The organism is Streptomyces sp. NPDC002276, assembly GCF_053891435.1.
The window spans coordinates 539325-554125 of sequence record NZ_JBSFCQ010000003.1 but is presented as its reverse complement, the minus strand read 5'-3'; the positions used below and the strand labels follow the sequence as shown (position 1 = coordinate 554125).

Genomic DNA, 14801 nt, shown 5'->3' with positions numbered 1-14801 from the left:
TCCTGTCCGCTAGTCCTGTCCGGCCGAAGGCTTTGGCCAGCTGTCGAGGAGCTGGTCGTCGGTCATGGCCGTCGGGTGCGGGTGCGGGGCCGGTGACGGGTCGAGGCCGAAGCCGACCATCAGGGCCTCCGCGTAGCGGCGCCAGGCGTCCGGGGCCACGTCGTTCGTGCGGTCGGCCACGGCGCCGATCATGTACAGGAAGGCGTACACGTCGGCGCTGGCGAAGTCCTCGCGGACCGCGCCCGCCGCCACCGCCCTGGCCACCAAGCCGTCCACGAGCCGGCCGAGCTGGTCACGCGTCCGGGCGGTCGTCCCCTTGGTGAAGTCGGCGTTGGCCAGGACGACTTCGAGGGCGCGGTCCTCGGCCCGCATCCGTGCCGCCTCCAGCAGATAGTGCCGTAGCGCACCGGCCGGGTCCCGCTGTTCGGCGGCCGTGGTCGCGAGGTGCAGGAACACCGCGAACCGCTCGGTGAACAGGGCGTCGATCAGCGCCTGGAGGTCCGGAAAGCGCCGGTACACCGTGCCGACGCCGAGGCCCGCCTCGCGGGCGATCTCGTTGAGGGGGACGGCGGCCCCGCGTCGGGCGAACAGGCGGTCGGCCGTCGTCATGATGAGGCGGCGGTTCCGTTCCGCGTCCGCGCGCAGCGGGCGTTGTGTTTCGGGGCTCACGCCGGGACATTCTCCGGCATCCTCACCTCGACCGGTCGGCGCGGGTGCCGTACCAGGACGCAGACGCCGGTGACGGCGCTCCACAGCAGCCACGAGTAGACCCCGCCCCGCTCGAAGATTCCGGCCGTGCTCGTGGAGGCGCCCACGAACGCCTCGCTCAGCAGCCCCAGGGCGCCGACCGCGATGCTGAACACCCGGTAGGCGCGCGGCAGTTGGAGGCTGCGCAGGGAGCCCGCGAGGATCACGATCGTGTTCGCGCACAGGATGGCGACCGCCGCGCCCCCGACGTGCAGCCCCAGGCTGTAGCCCGGGCCGTCCGGCGAGCCGTGGAACAGGCCGACCAGCAGGAAGCCCACCGCGTGCGCCGCGGCGAGGGCGATGACGACCCGGCGCGCGCGGCCGGTGAGCAGGGTGAGCGCCAGCAGGATCGCGCCGGTCGCGAACAGGACGCCCTGCACGATGAACGACGTGTTCATCAGCGCGTGATCGGGCGAGCAGATGGTGCGGCCCTGGTAGTGCGTGCCGCAGTCGGGGACGCCCAGGTCGCTGATGTAGTTCGTGGCGTAGCTGTACGGCGGTGAGGTCCAGGCGGCCGCGGCGACCGCCTCGGACACCACCCACTGCACCGCGTTCAGCAGCAGGACGACGGCCGCCAGCGGCAGCCGGTTCTTGCGTGACATCAGAACTCCTCTCGACAGGTCATGCGCACCACCCTACATTAAGTGGATAGATCTATCCGGTTAGGGCCCGGCAGCTGCGTGACGAGCGTCACAAAGCGAGGTTCGAACTTCGAGGGCCGCCGCGCATCTAGTCGGCGTCCACTGCACTCCACCGAGGAACAATCAATGTTGGCTTATCTGCCCGGATTCGCCCCCTGGATCGTCGCCGGCGTCCTGACGTCCTTCGACTGGCGCTGGGGCGCGCTCGGCGGTCTCGTCACGGGGCTGCTGATGATGCTCAACGACCGTCGCCGCGGGGTCGGCTTCGACGCCCTGGTCCTGGAGATCAGCACCCTCGCCTACTTCGTGGTGATCGGCGCGATCGCCGTCGCCAGGCCGGACTCGTCGCTGGCCGACCACACCGACGTCATCTCCTTCGTCTGGCTGGGCGGCACGGCCTGGGGAAGCCTGGTGGTCTGGAGCCCCTTCACGCTGGGGATCGCCAAGCGGCAGACCCCCCGCGAGTACTGGGACACGCCGGGGTTCCTCCAGGTCAACAACTACATCACCAGCGCCTGGGGAGCAGGCTTCACCTTCATCGCCGTCAGCCTGGCCGTCGCCGGCGCGGTGGACGCCCCGGCGTGGGTGGGCATCACCGCGCATGTCGTCGGGCTCGTCGGCCCCGCGGTCTTCACGAAGGTCTATCCCGCCCGCGTCCAGGCCCGGCTCATGGCCCTGGCGCAGGCCCAACCGCCGGTGCGGGCCGTTCAGTGACCCCGCGGACCAGCACCGAAGCACTCACCCACAAAGGAGTTGACGCATTGTGAGCATCGCGAAGAACATCGTCCTCGTGCACGGCGGATTCGTCGACGGATCCGGCTGGCGGGGCGTCTACGACGCACTCCGCGCCGACGGCTACCGCGTGAGCGTCGTCCAGAACCCGACCCTGTCCCTCGAAGACGACGTCGCCGTGACCAAGCGGGTCCTCGACGCCCAGGACGGCCCGACGGTACTCGTCGGACACTCCTACGGCGGCGCCGTGATCTCCGAGGCAGGGAACCACGAGAACGTGTCGGCGCTCGTCTACATCGCGGCCTTCGCGCCCGACAAGGGCGAGTCCGTGAACACCCTCATCGCCGACCCGCCGCCCGGGGCCCCGGTCCCGCCGATCCTGCCGCCCGTCGACGGGTTCCTCTTCCTCGACCGGGAGAAGTTCGCCGCGTCCTTCGCCGGGGACCTGCCCGCCGCCGACGCCGAGTTCCTCGCCGACTCCCAAGTGCCGTGGGGACTGGAGGCGTTGGGCGGTGCGGTCACCCTGCCCGCCTGGCGCGCCAAGCCGAGCTTCTACCTCGTCGCCACGGACGACCGCATGATCCCGCCGCCCGCCCAGCGGGCCATGGCCGAGCGCGCCGGTGCCACGGTCGCCGAGACCGGCGGCAGCCACGCCGTGTACGTGTCCAAGCCCGCCGAGGTCGCCGCGTTCATCGGGAAGGCGGCGACCGGCACCACCGCGTGAGGCCTCCGCGCAGGCAGTCGTGGCGGCCGCGGTGCTCAGCGCGGCCGTCGCACCGCGGCGGCGGATGCCCGGCGGGTGTCCGCCGCCGCGGCCAACTCCCGCCCGGACCAAGGCGGTTCGGGTGCACGGCTCGACAAGGAAAGCACCGATGACCGACGAGACAACCGTTCCGCTGTACCTCCGGGGCCGCTTCGCCCCGGTCCCCGAGGAGCACACCGCCGCGCGGCTCACCGTGCGCGGCACCCTGCCGCCCGAACTGGACGGCCGCTATCTGCGCAACGGCCCCAACCCGCTGCCCGGCGAGGACAAGGGCCACTGGTTCACCGGCCCCGGCATGCTGCACGGCATCCGGCTGCGCGACGGCGGCGCCGAGTGGTACCGCAACAGGTGGGTCCGCACCAGGGAGTTGGAGGGCCACCCCTTCGTCCGCGAGGACTTCAGCATCGACCTGGCCGCGACACCGGCCAACACCCATGTCATCCGGCACGCCGACACCGTGCTCGCGCTGTGCGAGGTCGGCCTGCCCTACTGGGTCACCCCGGAGCTGGACACCATCGGGCCGTACGACTTCGGAGGGAAACTCACCACCGCGATGACCGCGCACCCCAAGGAGGACCCGGTCACCGGTGAACTCCACCTGTTCGGGACCGGGTTCGCGCCGCCCTACCTCACCTACCACCGGGTCACCCCGGAGGGCGAACTGCTCGACAGCCGGCCGATCGACGTGCCGGGCCCGACGATGATGCACGACTTCGCGATCACCGAGCACCACATCGTGTGGATGGACCTGCCCGTGGTCTTCGACGCCGAACTGGCGGGACGCGGTGGCATGCCCTACCGGTGGGCCGAGGCCTACGGAGCCCGGATCGGGATCATGTCGCGCGAGCCCGGCGTCACCGAGGTGCGCTGGTTCGACGTCGACCCCTGCTACGTCTTCCACGTGGGCAACGCCTACGAGGACGCGCAGGGGCGGGTGGTGCTGGACGCGGTGCGCTACGACGACGCCGGGTTCCGGAAGGTCTGGGGCGACATCGGCGGACCCGGCGGTTCAGGTGCCCCCGGCGTGCCGACCGGCCAGGTCGGAGTGCGGGAACCGGGTCACACCCAGGCGCCGTCCGTGCTGTACCGGTGGATCCTCGACCCGGCGGCCGGCAAGGTTGCCGAGTCCCAACTCGACGACCGCGAGGCCGAGTTCCCCACCCACAACGAGACCCTCACCGGGCGCCCGAACCGCTACCTCTACACGGTCAACGGCGACGGCATCGCCAAGCACGACCTCGCGCGCGGGACCGACGACGTCCACAAGACGCCCGGCAGCCGCTACTCCGGCGAGGCCGTCTTTGTACCGGCGGCCGACGGCACCGCCGAGGACGAGGGCTGGCTCCTGTCGCTCCTCTCGGACGACGACGGCGCGGCGGGCGAACTCCTCGTCCTCGACGCCGCGGACCTCTCGGTGCAGGCGGTCGTCGAACTGCCGTACCCGGTCCCGTCCGGCTTCCACGGCAGCTGGCTGCCCGAGACCGGCACCCGGTCCGAGGAGTGAGAACGCCCTTGCCGAGGAGCCGCTCCGGCGTATCTTCCTCGGCAGGGGCCCCTCGACCCGATGCACGAGGCCCTGGCAGCACACCGTTCGCGATGCGTCGTCATGGAGGCTTCGGACTCATGGTGCCCCTCAACCACCCCACGGACGAGGAACTCACCCGCAGGGCCCAGGCGGGCGACACCGGCGCCCTGGGACTTCTGCTGACACGCCATCAGGCGCCCATGCGCGCGGTCGCGTTGAGCCTGCTCGGCTACGGCCCCGACGCCGAGGACGCCGTACAGGACGCCGCGTTGACCGCGCTGCGGCGCATCGGGGACGTGCGGGAGCCCGCTGCCGTGGGGGCGTGGCTGCGGGCGATCGTACGGAACTCCGCGCGGATGCGGCTGCGGGCCAACCGGGAGTTTCCCGGGCTCGACGGGCTGGAGCAGTCGCGGTCGCGGGACGACGGGCCCTCGCACCCGGAGCGGCTGATCGAGCAGCACGCGATGCGGGACTGGATCTGGGACGCGGTGGAGGAACTGCCGCAGCAGCAGCGGCTGGTGCTGATGCTGCGGCACTTCAGCGGGATCACCTCGTACCAGGAGATCGCCGAGGCCTGCGAGGTGCCGGTCGGCACCGTGCGCAGCCGGCTCAACCAGGCCAGGGCGAAGATGGCCAAGGTGCTGCTGTCCACCCGGACGCAGGGCCACGAGGACGCCGCCGCGATCACCGAGGACAGCCGACAGGAGGCCGAGGTCACGCTGGACGGCGCGATGCGCGGTCAACTACCCGGCGAGATCCTGGAGTTGTGGCCGGCCGAGACCGAACTGGTCGGTGTCCTCAACAAGGAGGGCGGACGCGTCCATCCCTTCCCGGCCATGCGGGAGACCCGCACCAAGGGCGTGACCCAGCATCTGCGCCATGTCGTGGCCAGCCGTGACATCGCCATCTGGGAGATGGAGGCCGTCAACCCCGCCGGGATCTCCAACCCCTGCCCGCCCAGCCTCGCCTGGCTGATGTTCCGGCAGGACGGGCGGGTGCGGAAGCTCCGGGTGGTCTTCCCGGGGAAGCCGTCAGGCGGCGGCCAGCAGCCCTCGTAGCGCCGCCGTGTCGATGACCCGGGCGCGGGACGGGAACACCTTCTCGACCAGCAGCCGGTGGGTCTCGGCGTCGGGGTCGGCGACGCCGTCGGACAGGACGAGGACGCGGTAGTCGCGGTCGGCGGCGTCCATGACGGTGGACAGGACGACACCGCTGGTGCTGATCCCGGCGAGCACCAGGGTGTCGATGCCCCGCTCGCCCAACTGCTCGTGGAGATCGGTCGTCGAGCCGGAGCCGTAGCGGATCTTGCGGACGACGACGTCGCCGTCCTCGGGGGCGAGGCGCTCGTCGATCTGCGTCGAGGCGTCCTCGTGGTGCAGCATCTTCGCCCCGGCGACGCCGCCGAAGGTCGGGTTGTGCTCGGGGACGGCCGCCCAGTCGTCCTCGGTGAAGGCGACGCGGACGTACCCGATGGTGCCACCGGCCGCGCGGACGTCGGCGATGGAGTCCTTGACCCGCTCGACGAGGGCGTCGGAGTCGGGCGCGGCGGGGACGATCCCGTTCTGGAAGTCCATGACCAGCAGCGCGGTCCGCGCGGGGTCGATCGTGGGGAGGGGGGTGGTGCTCACGAGGGGTTCTCCTTGATTGCGTACTTCATAGGGGGTCAGGTGGTCGTGCCGCGGCCCATCAGCCGGCGGTCCAGCACGGTCAGCAGCAGGACCACGACGCCCGCCCCGACCAGGACGAGGCCGAGGATGTGCAGGCCGTGGTCGCTCGCGCCGTCGCGGAAGACGATCCCGCCGATCACGGCGGACGTGATGGTGCCGAGGTAGCCGAAGGTCCGGAACAGCCCGGAGGCGGTGCCGATCTGGTCGGGCGGCGCGGCGAGGTAGAGGGCGGTCTGGTTGCCCACGGTGGTGGCGGCCGAGGTGACGCCGAAGACCAGCGAGACCAGCACGAGCGCGATGGCCGGGCTGTCCGAGGTGAGCAGCATGATCCCGGCCGAGCCGATCAGCATGGTCACCGCCGAGGCGATCAGCGGGCCGCGCACCAGGTTGCGGCTGGCCAGCGGGCGCGAGAGCAGCGCGGAGACGGCGCCCATCGGCAGCAGCAGAAGTCCCGCGGTGACGGTGGAGTACCCGTGCGCGGCCTCCATCCACTGCGTCATGCCGTACATCACCGAGTAGGTGCCGAGCAGGGTGAGTCCCTGGCGCAGATAGGTGCGGGTGAGGGCGCCGTTGGCGGCGAGGCCGCGGAAGTCGAAGAACGGCGCGGTCCTGCGCAGCTCCCACCGGACGGTGGGTACGGCGGCCAGCGCGAAGACGGCGAGGGCGATCCAGTCCAGCCGGGGGAGGTCCATCAGGAAGATGACCAGCGCGCTCATCGTCACGGCGAAACCGAGGATGCCGAGCAGGTCGATCCGGTCGGCGACCCTGCGGAACCGCCGGTCCGCGCGGTCGAGCGCCGGGTCCTTGGGCAGCCAGCGCACCGCCATCACCATCGCCATCGCGGTGACCGGGATGTTGATGAGGAACGCCCAGCGCCAGCCGCCCGCGCCGACCAGCAGCCCACCGATCGGCGGCCCGACGGCGGCGGTGGCCATACCCGCGATCGCGATCCCGCCGAGCACCCCGCCCGGCGGCCCGTCGAGCCCGGCGTCCTCGGCGCGGCGCCGGATCAGCACCATCGCGCAGGGGAACGCGGCCGAGGTCCCGATCCCGACCAGCACGCGGGCGACGGTCAGCATCGCCAGGTTCTGGCCGAGCCCCCCGACGACACCGCCGAGCAGCACCAGCACGATCCCGGCCAGGAAGATCCGGCGCGCCCCGAGCACCTCCGCCAGCTTGCCGGCGGTGGGCTGCGCGATGGCGCTGGCCAGGTACAGCGAGGAGACCAGTACGGCGGTGCTGCCGACCGAGACATGCAGCTCGGTGGCGATCGGCACCAGCGCGGTCGCGATGATGGAGCTGTTGACGGGATTGAGGCTCGCGCCCACATACAGCGGGGTCGTGAAGGTCCAGGCGAACGGCTTGCGCGCGAGGTCGCGCGCGGCGGCCACGGCTTTGGCGGCGTCGGCGCTCATATGCGGCCGTTGTCCAGCTCGGCCCCGGCGAGGCGCTCCAGCAGCTCGATGGCCTTGTCGACGTCCTCGCGCTCCTCCGGGGCGACCAGCTGGTCGATGGCCCGCGCCAGGAAAGTGGCACGGCCCTTGAGCAGCGTGTCGATCAGCTCGGTGGCGGAGGGGTCGGGGCTCATCAGCTTCTTGCGGCCGTCCCGCGCGTCGGGCTCGCTGTGCACCAGCCCGGCGGCCTTCAGCACGGCCAGACTCTGCGCGATGGACTGCGCGCTGACCCGCTCCAGCGCGGCCAGCCGCGCCGCCGTGACGGGCCCTTCCCGTACGACGCTCCCCAGCACGGCGAGCTGCGTGGGCGTGAGACCGGTCGCGTGCTGCCCCGACTCGGTGCGCAGCCGCGCCCGCAGCCGGATGATCGCGTCGCTGAGCCGCTGCGCGGTGGCGACGGTCGGCGGCCGCTCGGGGTTCGTGTTCATGACCCCACCGTAAAACTGCACAAGCAACTTTGCCAAGTTACTTGTGCAGTTTTGGCTGTCTACCGGATCACACCCCCAGGTGGGCGCCGAAGAAGCCGCTCAGCTTCTCGACGGCGGGCGTGACGTACTCGTCCCGGTCATAGAGATCCACGTGCGAAGCGCCCTCGATCCACGCCAACTCCTTGACCCCATAAGCCTTTTGATACGCCTCCACACTCATCCAGGAGGTCACGGCGGCCCGCCCGGCGATAAACAGCACAGGACGCGGCGCGATCAGGCCGAGGGACGAGAACGCGTCGAAACCGGCGATACGGTCGACGCTCGACCAGGTCAGGGACTTCGCCGAGCGGGGGTGCTGTGCGCGCGGAGTGCAGTAGTACTCCCAGCCCTCGTAGGCATGCGGGCCGCCCGCGCGAGCCTCCTCCTCGGTGGCCGGGAAGAGCGGGAAGCGCTCGACGTCCGCACCACGCGCCTCCGCCGCCGCGGCCAGCAGACCCTGTACGACGGCCGGGTCCTGACCGCCGTCCGCACCGAGCCGGAACTGCCGTGAGATGTCGACGGCGCTCACCGTGGCCACCGCCCGGACACGCGGGTCGGTCGCGGTGGCCGCCAGCGCGTACCCACCGGAGGCACAGATGCCCAGCACCCCGACGCGCTCGGGGTCGACCCCGTCGAGAGCGCCGAGGTAGGAGACCGCGGCCTTCAGGTCCTCCACCCGCTGCCCGGGGTCCTCCAAGCCGCGCGGCTCACCCTCGCTCTCCCCCTGGTACGCGGCGTCGAAGGCCAGCGTGACGAACCCCCGCTCGGCCAACAGGCGTGCATACAGGCCGGAGGCCTGTTCCTTCACCCCGGTCCCGGGATGCCCGACCACGATCGCGGCCCGCGGAATCCCATCCGGGCGGTACAGGTGACCGGCGAGCTTCAGGCCGGCACTGGGAAAGACGACGTCACTACGCATGGGGGAGCACTCCAGTGGGAGAGAGGGGAAGCCGTTCTACGGCCATGCCCCCACCGTCGGCCCGCCCGCCCCCGCGCCACCAGGGACGGCTCTGCCTATGCGGTTCTGTACCAGGCACACGCGCGCGGCCCCGACGACACTGGAGGCATGACAGACCCCGACGCATCCCTCTCCGGCAACGAACTGGGCGACTTCCTGCGCGCCCGCCGCGCGGAACGCGACCCGAACGAGGCGGGCTTCCCCGACGACGGCCGACTGCGCCGCGTACCCGGGCTGCGCAGGGAGGAACTCGCCCACCTCGCGCACGTGAGCGTCGACTACGTGGTCCGCCTGGAACAGGGCCGCACCCGCCGTGGCTCCCGCGCAGTTCTGGACGCGCTCGCCGACGCGCTGCACCTCGCACCGGACGAGCGCGCCTACCTCTTCACCCTGGCCGAGGTCGCCCCCGGCCCGGCCGCCCGACCGGCCGGACGGCCCGAAGTGGCGCCCCGGCTACGGCAGTTGCTCGACACGATGCACGACGTCCCGGCGATGGTGCTGCACCGGGGCATGGACGTACTCGCCTGGAACCGCGCGGCCTCGGCACTCCTCACCGACTTCGGCGCGCTGCCCCCGGCCGAGCGCAACCTGATCCGGCTCACCTTCCTCGACGCCGACTTCCGCGCCCTGTACGCCGACTGGCCCCGGGCCGCCCGCGAGTGTGTCGCCGTCCTGCGCATGGAGGCGGGCCGCACCCCGCACGACCCCGCGCTGACCGCCCTGGTCGCCGAACTCGGCGCCCGCGACCCGGACTTCCGTACCTGGTGGGCCGGCCACCAGGTACGGGGACCGCGGCAGCTCACCAAGACGTACGTCCATCCGGTCGCCGGTGAACTCACCCTCGACGTCCAGCAGTTCACCGTCGACACCCACCCCGAGCAACTGCTCGTGGCCTACACCGCGCCGCCGGACTCGCCCTCGCAGGAGGCACTGCGGTTCCTGTTGCAGTGGGTCGACGGACTCACCGGCGTTCAGGCGTGGGGGAGTTGAGCGGAGACGCTCAGCCGCCGACCGGTGTGCCCGGAAGGGGCGTACGCGCGGGCCGTTCGGCCAGCACGTCGAGGATGTTGTCCACCGCCAGGTCGACCATCGCGGCCCGGGTCGCCTCGGTGGCCGACCCGATGTGGGGGAGTGCGATCACGTTGGGCTCGGCGACCAGCGGGGACAACTCCCGTCCCATCGGCTCGCGTTCGAAGACGTCGAGCCCGGCCGAGTGCAGGCGGCCCTCGCGGACCGCGTCGAGCAGGGCCGCCTCGTCCACGACTCCGCCGCGCGAGGTGCTGACCAGCGTGGCCGTCGGCTTCATCGCGGCCAGTTCGCGGGCCGAGATCAGATGGCGGGTCTCCTCGGTGAGCGGCACGTGCAGCGACACCACATCGGCGTCGGCCAGCAGCGCGGCCAGGCCGACCGAGGTCGAGAGGTCGTCGTCGGGGGCGTACGGGTCGTGGTGGATCACCCGCATCCCGAAACCGTGCGCCCGGCGGGCCACCGCGCGGCCGATCTGGCCGTAGCCGATCAGCCCGAGGGTGGCGCCGTGGACGTCCAGGCCGAGGTAGTCGTGCATCCGGAACAGCCCCCAGGAGCCCTCCGCGAGGCTCGCCCCGGCCGCGCCGAGCCTGCGGCGGGCGGCGAGGATCAGCGCGAAGGTGAGGTCGGCGGTGGTCTCCGCGAGGACGCGGGGCGTGTGCGTGACGACGACCCCGCGTTCCTCGGCGGCGGCCCGGTCGACGTTGTCGAAGCCCATGCTGGCGAGGGCGACGACGCGCAGGGAGGGGCCCGCCGCGTCCATCAGGGCCGCGTCCACCGGGTCGTTGCCGAGGGCCAGAACACCGCTCACCCCTGGGGCGAGGGCCGCGAGGTCGACGGGGCCGGGCTTGCCGGTACCGGGCCAGGCCACCAGTTCCGCGCTCTCGGAGAGGCGGTCCAGGCCTCGGCCGGGCAGGTTCTCACGGGTGGCGAGGACACGCTTCTTCATGTGTTTCTCCAGTGACGAGCCGCGTATTACCGACCGGGCGAACGATTTCGAAGTGGTTGCCAAGAGGTTTCGAAAAAAGCTAGCCCCGGCGGTCACCGGAAACAAATAGCGGATTTGTGTGACGCTATTGCGCTTCCTTATCCTTGTCGGCGTCGATATCCTCGTCGGTGTCGATCAGTTCCAGGAACAAGTCGTGCACGGCCAGCGCGGGTTCCGAGAGCGGCTGATTGTCCGAGGTGACCACGGACAGTTTCACCGTGGTGACGGGTTCCACGATCCGCCGTACGGACAGGGCCCGGACATCGAGAATGGCGCGCGCCGCCGACCACGGCAGGACCGTCGCGCCGAGGCCCGCGTCCACCGCGTTGACCAGGGTCAGCGCCGACTCCACCTCGCCCACCACGTTCAGCCGCAGCGACGCCTGCTGGAAGGCCGCGTCCACCACCTGCCGGATCGTGTGGATCCGGCTGGGCAGCAGCAGCGGCAGGTCCGCCAGTTCCGTGAGCCGCACCTCGCCCCGCCCCTGCGGCGCAGTGTCGCCGGGCGCCTCGATCAGGAGGAGGTCCTCGGTACGCACCGGCTCGAACTGCACACCCCGCAGCGGCCCGGCGCCGTAGATGAACGCCATGTCCATCCGGCCCGTCATGATCGCCTCGCTGATCACCCCGCCGAAGTTCTCGTTGATGTGCAGCAGGATGTCCGGGTAGCTCTTGAGCAGCGGCAGCGCGAGGGCGGCGCCCAGGCTGTACGGCGCGAGGCCCACCGACACGCCGCCCGCGGGGGCCCGGCCGGAGACGTCCACGGCGGCCTGCGCGAGGTCCACCTGCCGCAGGATGAGCTGGGCGTGCCGGTACAGCGCCCGGCCCGCCTCGGTCGGGGCGACCCCGCGCTTGCTGCGGATCAGCAGCTGCTGCCCGAACTGCGCCTCCAGGGCGGACAGTTGCTGGCTCAGCGCCGGCTGGGCGATGTGCAGGATGTCGGCCGCGCGCGTGATGCTCCCCGCGTCGATGATCTTGATGAACGAGTAGAGACGTCTGGTGTCCATGCGCGGGGCCTTCCGGGTGGAGCGAAGCCTCATCGTAGGGAGGGATCATCCCGAAGCACAGCCCCGGCGAGCGGCGGGTGTGAGGGGAGTCATAGCGGTTCGCGATAACGCCAGACCGAACGGATATTGGCGATCACGCGACGGGCGCAATAAGTTGTGCGGAACATCCAGGGCATCCCCCTACCGGAATTACCCTCCCACAGAATTCCCTTTCTCGGAGTTCCCCGTTCCCGCATTCTCTCCCGGAGGACGTCATGACCCCCATGGTTGATCTCGTCGCCGATCTCGGCGAGGGATTCGGCGCCTACACAATGGGCGACGACGCGGCCCTTCTGGAGATGCTCACCTCCGCCAATGTGGCCTGCGGATTCCACGCCGGCGATCCCCGCATCATGGACGCGACCGTGCGGACCTGCGTGGAGAAGCGGGTCGCCGTCGGCGCCCACCCCAGCTTCCCCGACCTGGTCGGCTTCGGCCGCCGCGCGATGGACCTCACCCCCGACGAGGTCCGCACCGACGTGCTCTACCAGATCGGCGCCCTCCAGGCCTTCGCCGTCGCCCACGGCACCCGGGTGCACCACATCGCCCCGCACGGCCGCCTCGGCAACCTGGTCGCCGTACGCGCCGACTACGCCCGCGCCGTCGTGGACGCCGTGGCCGCTCTCGACGAGTCGCTGATCGTCCTCGCGCAGGACGGCGAACTCGCCGACGCGGCCCGCGCCCGCGGCCTGCGGGTCGGCATCGTGGGCATCGCCGACCGCGCCTACCGCGCCGACGGCACCCTTGTCCCGCGCTCCGAACCAGGCGCGGTGATCCACGACCCCGACGAGGTCGCCCACCGCACCCTGCGCATGGTCACCGAGGGCGTCATCCGCAGCGCCGACGGCACGGACGTCCAAGTCTCCTGCGACACCGTCCTGTTGCACGGCGACAGCCCCGGCGCGATCGCCCTGGCCGGCCGTATCCGGGAGCAACTCCGCACCGCGGGCGTCGAGATCACCTCGCTGGACAAGGTCCTGACCGGCAAGGGCGCCTGACATGAACGGCAATGTGGCGATCACCGACTGCGGCGACTCCGCCCTCGTCGCCAAGACCGTCGGCCTGGACGCCGAACCCGCCTGGCGGCTCGTCCACGCCCTCGCCGACGCCCTGAACGCCGTACAACTCACCGGTGTCCACGACGTGGTGGCCACCTACGACGCCCTGCTCGTCGAGTTCGACTGCGCCACCACCGACCACGCCACCGTCCGCCGCGTCCTGGCCCACGAGGCGACCCGCCTCGGCCCGCACCCCGCCCCGACGACACCCCCACGCCGCTTCGTCGTCCCCGTCGTCTACGGCGGCGAGTACGGACCGGACCTGCCGGAGGTCGCCGCCCAACTCGGCCTGTCCGAGGGCGAGATCATCGCCCTGCACTCAGGAACCGACCTCACCGTCCGCTGCCTCGGCGCACCCGCCGGAGCCCCCATGACGGACGGCCCGCCCTTCCCGAAACCGGTACCGCGCCTCGCCTCGCCCCGCACCCGCGTCGACGCCGGTTCGGTCGCGGTCGCCGGACGACAGGCGGTCATCTGCCCGATGCCGTCACCCGGCGGCTGGCCCCTCCTGGGCCGCACCCCGGTACGCGTCCTCGACCCGCACAGCGACCCGATCACCGCGTACCGCCCCGGCGACACCTTCCGCTTCAGGCCCATCGAGCCCCAACAGTGGGACGAACACGCCGACTTGAGCCTGGCGGACTGCCATGGCTGACACCCTCACCATCCGCACCGCAGGTCTCGTCACCGTGCAGGACCTCGGCCGCGTCGGCCGCTCCCGCTACGGCCTGCCCGCCAACGGTGCCGCCGACCAGCACTCGGCGCGCGTCGCCAACGTCCTGTGCGGCAACGACGACCGCGCCCCGCTGCTGGAGATCACCGCCCTCGACTTCGCGTGCGTCCCGTCCGGCGACATCCTCGTCGCGGTGACGGGCGCCCCCGCGGACGTCACCGTCGAAGGTGTCGTACGACCGCAGTGGGAACCGCTCCCGGTCCGGGCCGGCGAAACCATCCGCGTCACCGGCATCCATCGCGGCCTCCGCGTCTACCTGGCCGTACTCGGCTCGTTCAACGCGGACTACCTCCAGGGCAGTTGCGCCCCCGACACGATCCTGGGCTTCGGCCCGCCCCTCCGCGCAGGCGACGAACTCGCCCTGCGCACGGCCTGCCCGCCCATAGATCACCCCTTCTCGCGGATACCGCTCTTCCGCCTGAACGCACCCGTCCCCCCGTTCCCCACCACCTGGACCATCGACGTCACCGACGGCCCCGACCGGGCCGAGTTCGGCGACACGGCCCGCCGCCTCTTCGAGTCCCCCTTCACGGTCACCCCGCGAAGCAACCACATCGGCCTGCGCCTCCAGGGCGACCGAGTACCCCGCCGTGTCACCAAGGGCGAGGTCCTCTCCCGAGGCGTCCCCATCGGCGCCGTAGAGGTACCGGCCGGTGACGAACTCCTCGTCCTCCACCGAGGCCGCGGCGTCACGGCCGGTTACCCCGTCCTGGCCGTAGTCACCGCCACCGGCCTGTCCGCCCTCGGCCAGGTCCGCCCCGGCCAGACGATCAACTTCCGCCACCGCACCCGGGACCAGGCGGTCACGGCCCACCGCGCACAACGCCAGGCGATCGACGCCCTGAGATCCAGGGTCCGCACGGCTTTCGAGGCTCTACGCATCCGCGCCCCCGCACCTTCTTGACACCGGCCCGCCCTCAAGGGGCGCGGGGCTGTGACATATGCGGCTCCGCCGCGTGGGCGCACCTAGCCCCCACCGACCCGCACCACATACCAA

Annotated in this window: 16 protein-coding genes; 8 read left to right on the top strand and 8 right to left on the bottom strand. The window is 71.6% G+C overall.

Going from position 1 to position 14801, the window contains the following annotated elements:
* Window positions 1-9: 9 nt before the first annotated feature.
* Together ACWIHT_RS11290 and ACWIHT_RS11285 are read right to left on the bottom strand one after the other, a co-directional pair.
* Window positions 10-669, bottom strand: coding sequence for a TetR/AcrR family transcriptional regulator (locus ACWIHT_RS11290; protein ID WP_456166803.1), 660 nt, complete (start codon window positions 667-669; stop codon window positions 10-12).
* Window positions 666-1349 carry a DUF998 domain-containing protein gene (locus ACWIHT_RS11285; protein WP_456166801.1) on the bottom strand — a complete coding sequence of 228 codons (684 nt, stop codon included), beginning with the start codon at window positions 1347-1349 and terminating at the stop codon, window positions 666-668. Before ACWIHT_RS11285 ends, ACWIHT_RS11290 begins: the two co-directional genes overlap by 4 nt.
* Window positions 1350-1514: 165 nt before the next feature.
* Between ACWIHT_RS11285 and ACWIHT_RS11280 the strand changes: the two genes are divergently transcribed.
* The 4 genes from ACWIHT_RS11280 (at window position 1515) to ACWIHT_RS11265 (ending at window position 5466) form a co-directional block, all read left to right on the top strand.
* Window positions 1515-2102 carry a hypothetical protein gene (locus ACWIHT_RS11280; protein ID WP_456166799.1) on the top strand — a complete coding sequence of 196 codons (588 nt, stop codon included), beginning with the start codon at window positions 1515-1517 and terminating at the stop codon, window positions 2100-2102.
* 49 nt (window positions 2103-2151) lie between these two features.
* On the top strand, window positions 2152-2844 hold the full coding sequence (locus ACWIHT_RS11275) for an alpha/beta fold hydrolase (RefSeq protein ID WP_456166797.1): 693 nt from the start codon (window positions 2152-2154) through the stop codon (window positions 2842-2844).
* Between the two features lie 148 nt (window positions 2845-2992).
* Window positions 2993-4387, top strand: a complete 1395-nt coding sequence (locus ACWIHT_RS11270) for a carotenoid oxygenase family protein (RefSeq protein WP_456166795.1) — start codon at window positions 2993-2995, stop codon at window positions 4385-4387.
* A gap of 119 nt (window positions 4388-4506) precedes the next feature.
* On the top strand, window positions 4507-5466 hold the full coding sequence (locus tag ACWIHT_RS11265) for an RNA polymerase sigma factor (protein ID WP_456166793.1): 960 nt from the start codon (window positions 4507-4509) through the stop codon (window positions 5464-5466).
* Here the strand turns inward: ACWIHT_RS11265 and ACWIHT_RS11260 are convergent.
* The 4 genes from ACWIHT_RS11260 to ACWIHT_RS11245 form a co-directional block, all read right to left on the bottom strand.
* Window positions 5440-6036 (bottom strand): cysteine hydrolase family protein, encoded by a 597-nt coding sequence (locus ACWIHT_RS11260; protein ID WP_456166791.1) that lies wholly within the window; start codon window positions 6034-6036, stop codon window positions 5440-5442. The genes ACWIHT_RS11265 and ACWIHT_RS11260 overlap by 27 nt on opposite strands.
* A gap of 35 nt (window positions 6037-6071) precedes the next feature.
* On the bottom strand, window positions 6072-7490 hold the full coding sequence (locus ACWIHT_RS11255) for an MFS transporter (protein ID WP_456166789.1): 1419 nt from the start codon (window positions 7488-7490) through the stop codon (window positions 6072-6074).
* Complete coding sequence (locus ACWIHT_RS11250) at window positions 7487-7957, bottom strand: MarR family winged helix-turn-helix transcriptional regulator (protein ID WP_456166787.1); 471 nt, start codon at window positions 7955-7957, stop codon at window positions 7487-7489. The genes ACWIHT_RS11255 and ACWIHT_RS11250 overlap by 4 nt, the downstream gene beginning before the upstream one ends.
* A 67-nt stretch (window positions 7958-8024) precedes the next feature.
* On the bottom strand, window positions 8025-8915 hold the full coding sequence (locus ACWIHT_RS11245; protein ID WP_456166785.1) for an alpha/beta hydrolase: 891 nt from the start codon (window positions 8913-8915) through the stop codon (window positions 8025-8027).
* 147 nt (window positions 8916-9062) lie between these two features.
* Here ACWIHT_RS11245 and ACWIHT_RS11240 point away from each other — a divergent pair, with 147 nt between their 5' ends.
* Window positions 9063-9944: a helix-turn-helix transcriptional regulator gene (locus ACWIHT_RS11240; protein ID WP_456166783.1), complete on the top strand. Its 882-nt coding sequence runs from the start codon at window positions 9063-9065 to the stop codon at window positions 9942-9944.
* 10 nt (window positions 9945-9954) lie between these two features.
* Here the strand turns inward: ACWIHT_RS11240 and ACWIHT_RS11235 are convergent, their stop codons facing one another.
* Complete coding sequence (locus ACWIHT_RS11235) at window positions 9955-10929, bottom strand: 2-hydroxyacid dehydrogenase (protein ID WP_456166781.1); 975 nt, start codon at window positions 10927-10929, stop codon at window positions 9955-9957.
* Between the two features lie 124 nt (window positions 10930-11053).
* The gene (gene nac, locus ACWIHT_RS11230) at window positions 11054-11974 is read right to left on the bottom strand and encodes a nitrogen assimilation transcriptional regulator NAC (RefSeq protein WP_456166779.1); all 921 of its coding nucleotides are present in this window, start codon (window positions 11972-11974) and stop codon (window positions 11054-11056) included.
* A gap of 254 nt (window positions 11975-12228) precedes the next feature.
* Between nac and ACWIHT_RS11225 the strand changes: the two genes are divergently transcribed.
* The 3 genes from ACWIHT_RS11225 to ACWIHT_RS11215 are packed head-to-tail and all read left to right on the top strand — an operon-like array spanning window position 12229 to window position 14708.
* The gene (locus ACWIHT_RS11225; RefSeq protein ID WP_456166777.1) at window positions 12229-13011 is read left to right on the top strand and encodes a LamB/YcsF family protein; all 783 of its coding nucleotides are present in this window, start codon (window positions 12229-12231) and stop codon (window positions 13009-13011) included.
* A 1-nt stretch (window position 13012) separates the two neighbouring features.
* Window positions 13013-13726 (top strand): 5-oxoprolinase subunit B family protein, encoded by a 714-nt coding sequence (locus ACWIHT_RS11220; RefSeq protein ID WP_456166775.1) that lies wholly within the window; start codon window positions 13013-13015, stop codon window positions 13724-13726.
* Window positions 13719-14708, top strand: a complete 990-nt coding sequence (locus ACWIHT_RS11215) for a 5-oxoprolinase subunit C family protein (protein WP_456166773.1) — start codon at window positions 13719-13721, stop codon at window positions 14706-14708. The genes ACWIHT_RS11220 and ACWIHT_RS11215 overlap by 8 nt, the downstream gene beginning before the upstream one ends.
* Window positions 14709-14801: the final 93 nt, after the last annotated feature.

Coding starts and splice junctions, on each gene's coding strand:
- ACWIHT_RS11220 (WP_456166775.1), top strand. CDS start 13,013: ATGAACGGCAATGTGGCGATCACCGACTGCGGCGACTCCGCCCTCGTC.
- ACWIHT_RS11240 (WP_456166783.1), top strand. CDS start 9,063: ATGACAGACCCCGACGCATCCCTCTCCGGCAACGAACTGGGCGACTTC.
- ACWIHT_RS11270 (WP_456166795.1), top strand. CDS start 2,993: ATGACCGACGAGACAACCGTTCCGCTGTACCTCCGGGGCCGCTTCGCC.
- ACWIHT_RS11250 (WP_456166787.1), bottom strand. CDS start 7,957: ATGAACACGAACCCCGAGCGGCCGCCGACCGTCGCCACCGCGCAGCGG.
- ACWIHT_RS11280 (WP_456166799.1), top strand. CDS start 1,515: ATGTTGGCTTATCTGCCCGGATTCGCCCCCTGGATCGTCGCCGGCGTC.
- ACWIHT_RS11265 (WP_456166793.1), top strand. CDS start 4,507: ATGGTGCCCCTCAACCACCCCACGGACGAGGAACTCACCCGCAGGGCC.
- nac (WP_456166779.1), bottom strand. CDS start 11,974: ATGGACACCAGACGTCTCTACTCGTTCATCAAGATCATCGACGCGGGG.
- ACWIHT_RS11245 (WP_456166785.1), bottom strand. CDS start 8,915: ATGCGTAGTGACGTCGTCTTTCCCAGTGCCGGCCTGAAGCTCGCCGGT.
- ACWIHT_RS11285 (WP_456166801.1), bottom strand. CDS start 1,349: ATGTCACGCAAGAACCGGCTGCCGCTGGCGGCCGTCGTCCTGCTGCTG.
- ACWIHT_RS11225 (WP_456166777.1), top strand. CDS start 12,229: ATGACCCCCATGGTTGATCTCGTCGCCGATCTCGGCGAGGGATTCGGC.
- ACWIHT_RS11235 (WP_456166781.1), bottom strand. CDS start 10,929: ATGAAGAAGCGTGTCCTCGCCACCCGTGAGAACCTGCCCGGCCGAGGC.
- ACWIHT_RS11255 (WP_456166789.1), bottom strand. CDS start 7,490: ATGAGCGCCGACGCCGCCAAAGCCGTGGCCGCCGCGCGCGACCTCGCG.
- ACWIHT_RS11215 (WP_456166773.1), top strand. CDS start 13,719: ATGGCTGACACCCTCACCATCCGCACCGCAGGTCTCGTCACCGTGCAG.